This window comes from Providencia rettgeri (genome assembly GCF_013702265.1).
Taxonomy (GTDB): Bacteria; Pseudomonadota; Gammaproteobacteria; order Enterobacterales; family Enterobacteriaceae; genus Providencia; species Providencia zhijiangensis.
Genome location: NZ_CP059348.1, coordinates 415,371 through 429,443 on the forward strand (window position 1 = coordinate 415,371; position 14,073 = coordinate 429,443).

The 14,073-nt window shown below is 44.9% G+C and carries 7 protein-coding genes; 4 read left to right on the forward strand and 3 right to left on the reverse strand.

Annotated features, from left to right (window positions below; all coding sequences use genetic code 11):
• Positions 1-27: 27 nt before the first annotated feature.
• The 3 genes from rplL (at position 28) to rpoC (ending at position 9,112) form a co-directional block, all read left to right on the forward strand.
• Complete coding sequence (rplL, locus tag H0913_RS01925) at positions 28-393, forward strand: 50S ribosomal protein L7/L12 (protein WP_006657047.1); 366 nt, start codon at positions 28-30, stop codon at positions 391-393.
• 357 nt (positions 394-750) lie between these two features.
• Positions 751-4,779 (forward strand): DNA-directed RNA polymerase subunit beta, encoded by a 4,029-nt coding sequence (rpoB, locus tag H0913_RS01930; RefSeq protein ID WP_036953635.1) that lies wholly within the window; start codon positions 751-753, stop codon positions 4,777-4,779.
• A gap of 109 nt (positions 4,780-4,888) precedes the next feature.
• On the forward strand, positions 4,889-9,112 hold the full coding sequence (rpoC, locus tag H0913_RS01935; RefSeq protein ID WP_181477894.1) for a DNA-directed RNA polymerase subunit beta': 4,224 nt from the start codon (positions 4,889-4,891) through the stop codon (positions 9,110-9,112).
• A gap of 73 nt (positions 9,113-9,185) precedes the next feature.
• Here the strand turns inward: rpoC and H0913_RS01940 are convergent, their stop codons facing one another.
• The gene (locus H0913_RS01940) at positions 9,186-9,695 is read right to left on the reverse strand and encodes a pyridoxamine 5'-phosphate oxidase family protein (RefSeq protein ID WP_181477895.1); all 510 of its coding nucleotides are present in this window, start codon (positions 9,693-9,695) and stop codon (positions 9,186-9,188) included.
• Positions 9,696-10,353: 658 nt separating this feature from the next.
• On the opposite strand from H0913_RS01940, the gene H0913_RS01945 reads away from it, so the two are divergent.
• On the forward strand, positions 10,354-11,334 hold the full coding sequence (locus H0913_RS01945; protein WP_420720235.1) for a VWA domain-containing protein: 981 nt from the start codon (positions 10,354-10,356) through the stop codon (positions 11,332-11,334).
• A gap of 48 nt (positions 11,335-11,382) precedes the next feature.
• Here H0913_RS01945 and dcuC read toward each other — a convergent pair whose 3' ends face one another.
• The gene (gene dcuC / locus H0913_RS01950) at positions 11,383-12,756 is read right to left on the reverse strand and encodes a C4-dicarboxylate transporter DcuC (RefSeq protein ID WP_154626055.1); all 1,374 of its coding nucleotides are present in this window, start codon (positions 12,754-12,756) and stop codon (positions 11,383-11,385) included.
• Complete coding sequence (gene pepT, locus H0913_RS01955; protein ID WP_181477896.1) at positions 12,753-14,006, reverse strand: peptidase T; 1,254 nt, start codon at positions 14,004-14,006, stop codon at positions 12,753-12,755. Before pepT ends, dcuC begins: the two co-directional genes overlap by 4 nt.
• Positions 14,007-14,073: the final 67 nt, after the last annotated feature.

Below are 14,073 nucleotides of genomic sequence, written 5' to 3' on the forward strand. Positions count from 1 at the left end.
TATTTCTGAATTTTAGGAACACTTGTTATGTCTATCACTAAAGACCAAATCCTTGATGCAGTTGCAGAAATGTCTGTAATGGACGTTGTTGAACTGATTACTATGATGGAAGAAAAATTCGGCGTTTCTGCTGCTGCAGCTGTTGCTGTTGCTGCGGGCCCAGCTGAAGCTGCTGAAGAAAAAACTGAATTCGACGTTGTTCTGGCATCTGTTGGTGCGAACAAAGTTGCAGTTATCAAAGCAGTTCGTGGTGCAACCGGTCTTGGCCTGAAAGAAGCTAAAGACATGGTAGAATCAGCTCCAGCAGTTATCAAAGAAGCTGCAAGCAAAGACGAAGCTGAAACTCTGAAAAAATCTCTTGAAGAAGCAGGCGCTTCTGTTGAACTTAAATAAGTTCAATTTCAAGAACGCAGCTTAAGTAATTAGGCTGATGGCTGGTGATTTTTTAATCACCAGCCTTTTTGCGCTGTAAAGCGTGATGGGTGTTAACAGCTTTTCACGCAGTTTTAATGTTAACAAACAACCCTCCAATACTTCTTTCTATTTGACGACTTAATATACTGTGTTCTGCGCTACGACCCGCTCGGGTAGCTCGGTAGCAACTGCAACGCAATGAAATGATTTAAGAGTAATAGAAATGGGTATTCAGGAAAGTATTCATTTTCCATTTCTTCAAAAAACGCGTTCCTGTTCTGCCCTTAATCTAAAGGCGAACGATTTGGGTCACTGATCAACGAGCTGAGGAAACCTATGGTTTACTCCTATACCGAGAAAAAACGTATTCGTAAGGATTTTGGTAAACGTCCACAAGTTTTGGATATACCTTATCTCCTTTCCATCCAACTTGACTCGTTCCAGAAGTTTATCGAGCAAGATCCTGATGGCCAGAATGGTCTGGAAGCTGCTTTCCGTTCCGTATTCCCAATTCAGAGTTACAGCGGTAATGCTGAACTGCAATATGTCAGCTATCGTTTAGGCGAGCCTGTTTTTGACGTTAAAGAATGTCAAATTCGCGGCGTGACCTATTCTGCACCACTGCGTGTAAAACTGCGCCTGATCGTGTATGAGCGAGAAGCTCCAGAAGGCACCGTTAAAGACATCAAAGAACAAGAAGTTTACATGGGTGAAATTCCACTCATGACTGAAAACGGAACTTTTGTTATCAACGGTACTGAGCGTGTTATCGTTTCCCAGTTACACCGTAGTCCTGGTGTATTCTTCGATAGCGATAAAGGTAAAACTCACTCTTCAGGTAAAGTGCTGTATAACGCACGTATTATTCCTTACCGTGGTTCATGGCTTGATTTCGAATTCGATCCGAAAGATAACCTGTTTGTACGTATTGACCGTCGCCGTAAATTACCTGCGACCATTATTCTGCGTGCAATGGATTACAACACCGAAGAAATCTTAAATCTGTTCTTCGACAAAACTGTATTCCAAATCCGCGATAACAAACTGATGATGACGCTGGTTCCTGAGCGTCTGCGTGGCGAAACTGCTTCTTTCGATATCGAAGCAAACGGCAAAGTTTATGTTGAAAAAGGCCGTCGTATCACTGCTCGTCATATTCGTCAGTTAGAAAAAGAAGAAGTTAGCAATATCGAAGTTCCTGTTGAATACATCGCAGGTAAAGTTGTTGCAAGAGATTACATCGATGAGAGCACCGGTGAGCTGATTTGTGCAGCGAACATGGAACTGTCATTAGATATGTTGGCACGTCTGAGCCAGTCTGGTCACAAAACAATCGAAACATTGTTCACCAACGACTTAGACCACGGTGCTTATATCTCTGAAACCGTTCGCGTCGACCCAACTAACGATCGCTTAAGTGCACTGGTAGAAATCTACCGTATGATGCGCCCTGGTGAGCCGCCAACACGCGAAGCTGCAGAAAACCTGTTCGATAACCTGTTCTTCTCTGAAGACCGTTACGACTTGTCTGCTGTAGGTCGTATGAAGTTCAACCGTTCACTGAACCGTGATGAAATCGAAGGTTCTGGTATCCTGAGTGAAGAAGACATCATTGATGTTATGCGTAAACTCATCGATATCCGTAACGGTAAAGGCGAAGTCGATGATATCGACCACTTAGGTAACCGTCGTATTCGTTCCGTTGGCGAAATGGCCGAGAACCAATTCCGTGTAGGTCTGGTTCGTGTTGAGCGTGCAGTGAAAGAGCGTCTTTCTCTGGGCGACCTCGATGCATTAATGCCACAGGATATGATCAACGCTAAGCCAATTTCAGCAGCAGTTAAAGAGTTCTTTGGTTCCAGCCAGCTGTCTCAATTTATGGACCAGAACAACCCACTGTCTGAAATTACGCATAAACGTCGTATCTCTGCATTAGGCCCAGGTGGTCTGACTCGTGAACGTGCAGGCTTCGAAGTACGTGACGTACACCCAACTCACTATGGTCGTGTTTGTCCAATCGAAACCCCTGAAGGTCCGAACATCGGTCTGATCAACTCATTATCTGTTTATGCACAGACCAATGAGTACGGTTTCTTAGAAACTCCATACCGTTTAGTCCGTGATGGCATCGTAACTGATGAAATCCATTACCTGTCTGCAATCGAAGAAGGTAACTTCATCATTGCTCAGGCAAACACCGTATTAAGCGACGATGGCCGTTTCATTGAAGAATTAGTTACTTGCCGTAACAAAGGCGAGTCAAGCTTATTCAGCCGTGAACAAGTTGAATATATGGACGTTTCGACTCAACAGGTTGTTTCTGTTGGTGCGTCACTGATCCCATTCCTTGAACACGATGACGCCAACCGTGCATTGATGGGTGCGAACATGCAACGTCAAGCGGTTCCTACTTTACGTGCTGACAAACCATTAGTTGGTACAGGTATGGAACGTGCAGTAGCGGTTGACTCCGGTGTTACTGCTGTTGCAAGACGTGGTGGTTCAGTTCAATACGTTGATGCTTCTCGTATCGTTATCAAAGTTAACGAAGATGAGATGTATCCGGGCGAAGCTGGAATCGATATCTATAACCTGACTAAATACACTCGTTCTAACCAGAACACCTGTATTAACCAGATGCCTTGCGTATCTTTAGGTGAACCAGTTGAACGTGGTGATGTGTTAGCGGATGGTCCTTCAACAGACCTCGGCGAATTAGCACTAGGTCAAAACATGCGCGTGGCATTCATGCCATGGAATGGTTATAACTTCGAAGACTCCATCTTAGTTTCTGAGCGTGTTGTTCAAGAAGACCGTTTCACAACTATTCACATTCAGGAACTCTCTTGTGTGTCTCGTGACACCAAATTAGGGCCTGAAGAGATCACTGCGGATATTCCAAACGTTGGTGAAGCAGCACTGTCTAAACTTGATGAATCCGGTATCGTTTATATCGGTGCAGAAGTGAAAGGCGGAGACATTCTGGTTGGTAAAGTCACCCCTAAAGGTGAAACCCAATTAACACCAGAAGAAAAACTGCTGCGTGCTATCTTCGGTGAAAAAGCTTCAGACGTTAAAGACTCTTCTTTACGTATTCCTAACGGCGTATCTGGTACGGTTATCGACGTACAAGTATTTACCCGTGATGGCGTAGAGAAAGACAAACGAGCTCTGGAAATCGAAGAAACTCAGTTACGTGATGCGAAGAAAGACTTAACAGAAGAGCTGCGTATTTTTGAATCTGCACTGTTCTCTCGTATCCGTTCTGTACTGATCAGCGGTGGTATTGAAGCTGATAAACTGGACAAACTGCCTCGTGACCGTTGGTTAGAATTAGCATTAGCTGATGAAGAGAAACAGAACCAGTTAGAGCAATTAGCTGAACAGTACGATGAACTGAAATCTGAGTTCGCTAAGAAACTGGAAGCAAAACGTCGCAAGATCACTCAAGGTGATGACCTTGCACCGGGCGTACTGAAAATTGTTAAGGTTTATCTGGCTGTTAAACGTCAGATTCAACCGGGTGATAAAATGGCGGGTCGCCATGGTAACAAAGGTGTTATCTCAAAAATCAACCCAGTTGAAGACATGCCTTACGATGAAAACGGTAACCCAGTTGACATCGTTCTGAACCCACTGGGCGTACCATCACGTATGAACATCGGTCAGATTCTGGAAACTCACTTAGGTATGGCTGCTAAAGGTATTGGTGAAAAAATCAATGCTATGCTTAAACAGCAGCAAGAAGTTGCCAAACTGCGTGAATTCATCCAGAAAGCTTACGATTTAGGTGATGATCCGCGTCAGAAAGTTGACTTAAATACTTTCTCTGATGAAGAAGTTATGCGTTTGGCAGAGAACCTGAGAAAAGGTATGCCAATTGCAACACCAGTGTTTGATGGTGCAAAAGAGAAAGAAATTAAAGAACTGCTGAAACTGGGCGGTCTGCCAACTTCAGGTCAGATTACATTGTTCGACGGTCGTACTGGCGAGAAATTTGAGCGTCAAGTCACCGTAGGTTACATGTACATGCTGAAACTGAACCACTTGGTTGACGATAAGATGCACGCCCGTTCAACTGGTTCTTACAGCTTGGTTACTCAGCAACCGCTGGGTGGTAAAGCGCAGTTCGGTGGTCAGCGTTTCGGGGAGATGGAAGTGTGGGCACTGGAAGCATACGGTGCAGCCTATACCCTTCAAGAAATGCTTACAGTTAAATCGGATGACGTTAACGGCCGTACGAAGATGTATAAAAACATCGTCGATGGCAGCCATCAGATGGAACCTGGTATGCCGGAATCTTTCAACGTATTGCTGAAAGAAATCCGCTCACTGGGTATCAACATCGAGCTGGAAGACGAGTAATTCGTTCTGTGCCGGAAGGTTTGCCTTCCGGCCCATGTAAGCACTGGGATTTGGGGAGAGTCGCTTCGAGCACTCACCTGACAGGTCTAACTCCGACAGGAGCCATTTTGTGAAAGACTTAATTAAGTTTCTGAAAGCGCAAACCAAGACCGAAGAGTTTGATGCGATCAAGATTGCTCTGGCATCACCTGACATGATCCGTTCATGGTCATTTGGTGAAGTTAAAAAGCCAGAAACCATTAACTACCGTACGTTCAAACCTGAGCGTGACGGTCTTTTCTGTGCGCGTATTTTCGGGCCAGTAAAAGACTACGAATGCCTGTGCGGTAAGTACAAGCGTTTAAAACACCGTGGTGTGATTTGTGAGAAGTGTGGCGTTGAAGTTACACAAACTAAAGTGCGTCGTGAGCGTATGGGTCATATTGAACTCGCGTCTCCAACTGCGCATATTTGGTTCTTAAAATCACTGCCATCCCGTATCGGTTTGCTGCTCGATATGCCACTGCGCGACATCGAACGCGTTCTGTATTTTGAATCTTATGTTGTTGTTGAAGGCGGGATGACCAGCCTTGAGCGCGCCCAGATTCTGACAGAAGAGCAATACTTAGATGCGCTAGAAGAGTTCGGTGACGAATTCGACGCGAAAATGGGTGCGGAAGCAATCCAAGGTCTGCTGAAAAACCTCGATCTTGAGAACGAGTGTGAAACGCTGCGTGAAGAGTTAAACGAAACTAACTCAGAAACCAAGCGTAAAAAGTTGACTAAGCGTATCAAACTGTTAGAAGCGTTTATTCAATCTGGTAATAAACCAGAGTGGATGATCCTGAACGTTCTGCCAGTTCTGCCACCTGATCTGCGTCCATTAGTACCACTGGATGGTGGTCGTTTCGCAACGTCGGATCTGAACGATCTGTATCGTCGCGTAATCAACCGTAACAACCGTCTGAAACGTCTTCTAGATCTGGCTGCGCCAGACATCATCGTACGTAACGAAAAACGTATGCTGCAAGAAGCGGTTGACGCACTGTTAGATAACGGTCGTCGTGGTCGCGCAATCACAGGTTCTAACAAACGTCCTCTGAAATCTTTGGCAGATATGATCAAAGGTAAACAAGGTCGTTTCCGTCAGAACTTACTTGGTAAGCGTGTTGACTACTCAGGTCGTTCTGTAATCACCGTAGGTCCATACCTGCGTCTGCATCAGTGCGGTCTGCCTAAGAAAATGGCACTTGAGTTATTCAAACCATTTATCTACGGCAAATTAGAATTACGTGGTCTGGCAACAACCATTAAAGCTGCGAAGAAAATGGTTGAGCGCGAAGAAGCGGTTGTTTGGGATATCTTGGATGAAGTTATCCGCGAACACCCAGTTATGCTGAACCGTGCACCAACACTTCACCGTCTGGGTATCCAAGCTTTCGAACCAATTCTGATCGAAGGTAAAGCTATCCAATTGCACCCACTCGTTTGTGCGGCATATAACGCCGACTTCGATGGTGACCAAATGGCGGTACACGTTCCTCTGACTCTGGAAGCTCAGTTAGAAGCACGTGCGTTGATGATGTCAACCAACAACATCCTGTCTCCGGCAAGTGGTGAGCCAATCATCGTTCCTTCTCAGGACGTTGTATTAGGTATCTACTACATGACGCGCGACTGCGTAAACGCGAAAGGCGAGGGCATGGTTTTAGCCGGTCCTAAAGAAGCTGAGCGTGTTTACCGTTCAGGTCATGCTTCACTGCATGCCCGCGTTAAAGTTCGTATCACTGAAGAAGTGAAAGACAGCGAAGGTAACATTACGATTAACACTGGTTTAGTTGATACCACTGTTGGCCGTGCAATTTTATGGATGATCGTACCGAAAGGTCTGCCTTACTCTCTGGTTAACCAGGCGTTAGGTAAGAAAGCAATCTCCAAAATGCTGAACACCTGTTACCGCGTACTGGGTCTGAAACCAACTGTTATTTTTGCGGACCAAATCATGTATACCGGTTTTGCCTACGCGGCACGTTCTGGTGCATCGGTTGGTATCGACGATATGGTTATTCCAGAGAAAAAAGCTGGGATCATCGCCGAAGCAGAAGCAGAAGTTGCAGAAATTCAGGAACAGTTCCAGTCTGGTCTGGTTACAGCAGGCGAACGTTACAACAAAGTTATCGATATCTGGGCAGCAGCAAACGAACGTGTTGCTAAAGCGATGATGGAAAACTTGTCTACTGAAGCAGTCATTAACCGTGACGGCCAAGAAGAACAACAAGTTTCCTTCAACAGTATCTTTATGATGGCCGACTCCGGTGCTCGTGGTTCTGCAGCGCAGATTCGTCAGCTGGCCGGTATGCGTGGTCTGATGGCTAAGCCAGATGGCTCCATCATCGAAACGCCAATCACGGCGAACTTCCGTGAAGGTCTGAACGTTCTCCAGTACTTTATTTCTACCCACGGTGCTCGTAAAGGTCTTGCGGATACCGCATTGAAAACTGCGAACTCCGGTTATCTGACTCGTCGTTTAGTTGACGTTGCTCAGGACTTGGTTGTCACTGAAGATGACTGTGGTACTCACGAAGGTATCCTGATGACTCCGGTTATCGAGGGTGGCGACGTTAAAGAACCACTGCGTGAACGTGTACTTGGACGTGTAACTGCAGAAGATATCCTGATCCCAGGTACTGCAGATATTCTGGTTCCACGTAATACACTGTTACACGAAAAACTGTGTGACCTGTTAGAAGCTAACTCTGTTGACAGTGTGAAAGTACGTTCCGTAGTAAGTTGTGAAACTGACTTCGGTGTGTGTGCTCACTGTTATGGTCGTGACCTTGCTCGTGGTCATATCATCAACAAAGGTGAAGCTATCGGTGTTATCGCGGCACAATCAATCGGTGAGCCGGGTACACAGCTGACGATGCGTACGTTCCACATCGGTGGTGCGGCATCTCGTGCGGCAGCAGAATCTAGCATCCAAGTTCGTAACACAGGTACGTTGAAATTGTTCAACGCGAAATATGTTACTAACTCAGAAGGCAAGCTGGTAATTACTTCTCGTAATACAGAACTGCGTCTGATTGACGAATTCGGTCGTACTAAAGAGAGCTATAAAGTTCCTTACGGTGCGCACTTGACGAAAGGTGATGGTGCAGCAGTGATCGGCGGTGAAACCGTTGCAAACTGGGATCCACATACCATGCCAGTTGTCAGTGAAGTATCTGGTATCATCAGCTTCTCCGACATGCTTGAAGGTCTGTCAATGACTCGTCAAACTGATGAGTTAACCGGTCTATCTTCAATCGTTGTTATGGATACCGCTGAGCGTACCAGTGCTGGTAAAGACTTACGTCCTGCACTGCGTGTAATCGATGCGAATGGTAAAGATGTTCTGATCCCTAACACGGACATGCCTGCTCAGTATTTCTTACCGGGTAACGCAATTGTTCAGTTAGATGATGGCATCGCTATCAACGTCGGTGATACTTTAGCGCGTATTCCACAAGAATCCGTAGGTACTAAAGATATCACGGGTGGTCTGCCACGCGTTGCTGACCTGTTCGAAGCTCGTCGTCCGAAAGAGCCTGCGATCCTGGCTGAAATCAGCGGTATTATCTCGTTTGGTAAAGAAACCAAAGGGAAACGCCGTCTGGTTATCACTCCATTAGATGGAAGTGAGCCATACGAAGAGATGATCCCTAAATGGCGTCAACTCAACGTATTCGAAGGTGAAATCGTTGAACGCGGTGACGTCGTTTCTGATGGTCCAGAGTCTCCACATGACATCCTGCGTCTGCGTGGTGTTCATGCTGTGACCCGTTACATCACCAACGAAGTTCAGGAAGTTTACCGCTTACAAGGCGTTAAGATTAACGATAAACACATCGAAGTTATCGTTCGTCAGATGCTGCGTAAAGTTACCATCGCGGATGCAGGAAGTTCTGAATTCCTCGAAGGTGAGCAAGTTGAATACTCACGAGTTAAAGTTTCTAACCGTAAACTGGAAACTGAAGGCAAGATTCCAGCTAACTTTGAGCGTGATCTGTTGGGTATTACTAAGGCATCTCTGGCAACAGAATCCTTTATCTCAGCGGCATCGTTCCAAGAAACAACTCGCGTACTGACAGAAGCAGCGGTAGCAGGTAAGCGTGATGAATTACGCGGCCTGAAAGAGAACGTTATTGTTGGACGTCTGATCCCAGCTGGTACTGGTTTCGCGTACCACCAAGATCGTATCCGTCGTCGCCATCTGAGCGAAGCTGTGGAAGCTCCACAAGTTAGCGCAGATGAAGCAACAGCGAACTTAGCTGAACTGTTAAATGCAGGCTTCACCAGCGACAATCAGAACTAATTTCTGATTTGCAAATCGCTTAGTAGAAACCGGTATCGAAAGATACCGGTTTTTTTTGCCTGCCAATTGCCAGCTATTCATTATTAAGGTAACTCAGTGGCACAGGAATGCGACGACTTTCTTGACTCGTCAACCAGTGAGCCGTATCAAATAACCACCACTGTTCAACAATAAGCTCATAAAAACGTGAATAACCATTTTCTTGAAGTTGCTCAAGGGCAATAGAAGGCAACGCATTTTGAGTCTCATCGAAAAGCGAATTTTGATGAAATTCATGATAAGCATCCGCAGACTCATCAACTGATAATTCACGTGCAACCCCCGTAAACTGAGCCCCATCAAAACCAGCCGAACCAAATTCAGGTAAATGATAATTAAACAGTGTTCCGCTCACTTGAGAGTGATAACGAATATTTTGAGAATGTTGGCTTTGATAAGCGGAATACCAAAGAAACCGCACTGGATTGAACAGAATTTTTGGTTCGACAGTGGTTGCCCACGGAACATTTTCAGGACTGAGTGTCGCAAAAGTGACGAAACGGGTGGTGTGCAAGAGAACTAAACTGCGCTGCTTTAAACTCATGGGGTCTCCATTGTATGTATATAAGAAGAAAGCCCGCTATTGGGACTTTCGAGATTGGTCGTCGTGTATTGAATTAGATGGTAATTAAGGTGTGTCTTGGGGAGAGCGATAATTAAAAATAGTAAGGCTTGGTATTATTAATATTTTCATTTCATATAGGGTTATAGTTAGGATTAATAATTCATTTAGGAAATAGTTGAAGCTATTTCTCTATAAGCTTGTGTTTTTAATTGACTATTTTCACGGTGAATAAATTTGGCAATTAAAATTTTGAAGTAATATAGGTGAACAATAACGTGATGAACATTATCTCATTTATTAGGAACTACTAATAATTGAAGGGTAGTGATTGATTCATGAATGTATGCTTTATAATTCAATTAATTAGATTTTGTTTTTCTGAAAATATGATGTCGAGTAAAAATATTTAACTAATTTTATTTGTTAATGAATTGATTTTTAACTGAAGAAATTAATATTTATCAGTGCGTTGATATTAATTGTTATGTCAATGCAAATGCGAATAAATTAATAATACCGCCCTCGATTGAATCAATTAGGGGGTAGTTAAATACGTCATAAAAATATTATCTAAATATATTATTCAAATATTAAAATCCAATAAGTCAAATGCTATGAATTTAACAGGAATATAAATATGGGTAAAAATACAGAAAGTAATGACATTGAAAATAATAATAAAATGACGTCTAGCAGTATGATGCAAAATATGGCTTCGTTTGGAGCGCCAAGTATTATGGTTAATCAAACCTCGCAGCTTGTTACAGGGACGGGGGATATTGCCTTAGATTTGGTCGTGGTGATTGATACTAGCGGCTCCATGTCTGATGAATCTACGGATTTAAGCCAACAAATTGACGCTGCTATTGAAAAAGCGGCAGCAAATTGCCCATCACATTTACGCGCCACATTCTTAGGGATACAAGGTGTTTGGTCTGGTACTAAGTTTGATCAATCAGTGAGTGATTATTTAATCTTAAAAGGGGTTAACGAAAGCAGCCTACAAGCGCGCCCACCTTTTAAAGAGGCTGATGGTATTGACCATGCAGGTAATAAAGAAGATCTTTGTCGTGCCGTTATTGATGTGAGTAAATACTTTGATTGGCGTGATGGCGCTCGTCGAGCCATTTTTGTCTTAGGTGACGAAGGCATGGAGGGAGGAGGTGGCCGACTTACCAGTGCGGCAATAGCCAAAAACAATGAAGCGATTGACGTTGCTCAACATGCTCATGTCAAAGTGTATACCTATCAAGGGACACCGGATGATGCGCCAACCAATCTTGACCGTTTCCCAAGCCTAGCGGATAGAGACAGAGTCACAAAAGAATATGCCCGCCTAGCTGAGCAAACGGGGGGGCGTTCTTATATCTACACCACTGGCATAGCCAACTTCGCTTTAGTCTTGCAAGAAATTCTTTGTGACAGTTTGATCCCTCCGACTATCCCAAATCCAGAGCGTTCAGACTGTGCAAATGTCTGTGACCAACTGCCGACTATCTTAGGAACGGTGAATACGCTAGCTGAAATTATCAATAAGGCGATAGATGCTTGCTGTGGTAACGAAAGCCATCACAGCCACCACTCGCATCATCATTCAGCTTGCCAGTGTCAAAAATAATAACAAAAAGGCCTGCAATTGCAGGCCTAATTAAAGATAACAGTAGATTTAGTAGAAGATGCCGATAATTGCGCAGTGAGCCACAAAGCCCACCATCAACGGTATGGCAGTTCGTTTCACCACATCGAATGGCTGAAGTTTGGCACCACTGGATACGGCGATTATCACCCCCGAAACCGGAGACATACCGCGCCCCATATGAGAAGCCTGCTGCATTGGCAGGATCATCGCAATTGGGTTAACCCCCATGCTGTGTGCAATTTGTGGGATCAATTCCACGAATGCTAAGAATGGTGCGTTACCAGAACCCATAATAATCGCGGCGGCTAAGGTGACTAATGCGAACACAATCGCCATTGCAAACGGTGGTAAACCAACGGATTCAGCGCCAAGGATTAACTGGTCGATGGCACCACTGACTTTGATCCCGTGAGCAAACACGCCCGCAGCGACTAACAGCCCGACTACGTTACTGAACGCATGCCCCATCCCATTCAAAAAGGTTTGAAAGCCATTACACACTTGCTTGAAGTTACGTACTCGGATGGTTTCCAGTACCATACAAATCGCCATAGCAATCAGTACGATGGTCACAACATCGAGATGAATTCCCTCAAAGAACAGGTTGGAAGAGCCGACCGCCATAATTATGGGCAGCATCGGTAAAATGGCATAGTAGCCCGGTACCGATTTGGTTGTTGCTTCTTTATCGTGAGACTGGACTGCTTTACCGATTTCAGGGACGAAACCCTGTTTTCGGTCACAATGACGTTGCCAGAAAATATGGGTAATACCGACCACTAGCACCGTGGCTAATGCCGCAGGCCCTTGGTAGTAAAGGACATATTCAACGACAGACATATCAACGGCTTTCGCACCACGGATAGCATCAATCGCGGTTGGTGTATAAGCAACCCCAAGGGATGTTGCGATAACCCCAGCGGCAGAGGCAGGAGAGAGTCCCAAACCAATCATAATTGGGAACATCGTACCCATTAACAGCACGGCTAAGCCTGTCGCCGATGGAATAGCTAACTGTAAGATACTCGCTAACAAGAATGAGAAAAATAGCAGCACATAAGGCGAACGCATATTTTTCAGAGGCTTAGTTGCAACACGTACCACAGCTTCGTTGGCACCGATATGATCCATATAGTGAGCAAAACCCATTAATGCCATGATCATCAGACCAAGATCAGCAGCACGGCTACTAAATAGGTCGCGCATCACTTCAAACGGATCAAGCCAAGTAATGCCCGTGGTTGCGACGCTTTTCGGTAGGATCGGACCCCAGCCTAAGGCTAGAGTGAAAATCATCAATGCCAAACCCGCAATTAATAACACGGGTTCAGCTTTGTATCCCTTCAAAATAAAGCGAGCAACCAAAACAACGATAATCAGAACCGTTAGAATTGGGATCATGCTTTAGCTCCTGGCTTGAAACGTTCAGCCGTAATTTGTACCACTTGTTTTAAAACATCACTGGCGGCATACAGGGATTTCACTGACAGATATTCATAAATCGAGTGGAAGTTATGAGCACCGGTGAAAATATTCGGGCAAGGAAGTCCATTTTGTGAAAGCGCGGCTCCATCATAGCCTCCACGCATTGGGATCACTTTTGGCGTAATACCACAGGCTTCATAAGCGGCGTGGGCAATATCGATTGGGTAACGGTTTTCACCTTGCAGGCTGTTGAACACGTTTGAGTAACGGTCAGCTAAAGTGCAAGTGACACTTTCTGGTCCCCATAAGTCTTCACAGTGACCCGCTAATTTTTTCAGGAATGCCATACGAGCGCGGTAGCCCTCTTCGGTGAAGTCACGCACATCCATTTTCAGCACTGTGCGAGCGCTGTTACCGGACATCTGCTTAACCCAGTAATAACCTTCACGGTTTTCGGTATATTCAGGTGCTTCGCCGCCTGGCAGCATCGCGATAAATTTCTGTGCCATTAGCAGGGAGTTCACCAGTTTGCCTTTCGCAGACATTGGGTGAGCTGATTTACCTGTAAAGACGATTTCAACATCCCCCGCGTTCCAATTTTCGTACACCAACTCGCCAATACCACAGCAATCTAGGGTGTAAGCAAAATCGGCGCCAAATTCTTTTACATCAAACACTTTCGCACCGCGTAGACCTTGTTCTTCATCCGGAACGAAGCCCACTTTGATGTCCCCGTGTTTGATGTCTGGGTTTTGTTTAAAGTACTGCAACATATCCATTATCGAGGCGATAGCCGCTTTATCATCAGCGCCTAACAGGCTGGTACCGTCGGTGACGATGATGTCATCACCAAGGTAATTTTCTAATTCTGGGAACTCACTTTTACGCAGGTAAATATTGAGTTCTTTGTTCATGCAAATATCTTCGCCGTTGTAAGGCAAAATTTGTGCTTTGGTGTCGTTAGTCTGTTCTGCGCTGGTATCTAAGTGACCGAAAAATGCTACTGTAGGCACTTTATAATCGAGATTAGAAGGCAGTGTAGCGGTCACGATAGCCGTATCACGCAGTTTGATATCCTGTAAGCCTAAGCCTTCTAACTCTTGAACTAACTGTTTGGCAAGAACGCGCTGGCCTTCAGAGGATGGCATGATGCCTGCGGCGCCTTTTTCCCTATTCGTGGTGGTGTTAATTTTTGTATAAGAAATAAAACGGTCAACAATATTCATTATTCTCATTCTCCAGCATCATCGTGATGCATTATTTTTATACTTTCATTATGGCAATGAAGACAAA

Coding starts and splice junctions, on each gene's coding strand:
- rplL (WP_006657047.1), top strand. CDS start 28: ATGTCTATCACTAAAGACCAAATCCTTGATGCAGTTGCAGAAATGTCT.
- rpoB (WP_036953635.1), top strand. CDS start 751: ATGGTTTACTCCTATACCGAGAAAAAACGTATTCGTAAGGATTTTGGT.
- H0913_RS01940 (WP_181477895.1), bottom strand. CDS start 9,695: ATGAGTTTAAAGCAGCGCAGTTTAGTTCTCTTGCACACCACCCGTTTC.
- H0913_RS01945 (WP_420720235.1), top strand. CDS start 10,354: ATGGGTAAAAATACAGAAAGTAATGACATTGAAAATAATAATAAAATG.
- dcuC (WP_154626055.1), bottom strand. CDS start 12,756: ATGATCCCAATTCTAACGGTTCTGATTATCGTTGTTTTGGTTGCTCGC.
- pepT (WP_181477896.1), bottom strand. CDS start 14,006: ATGAATATTGTTGACCGTTTTATTTCTTATACAAAAATTAACACCACC.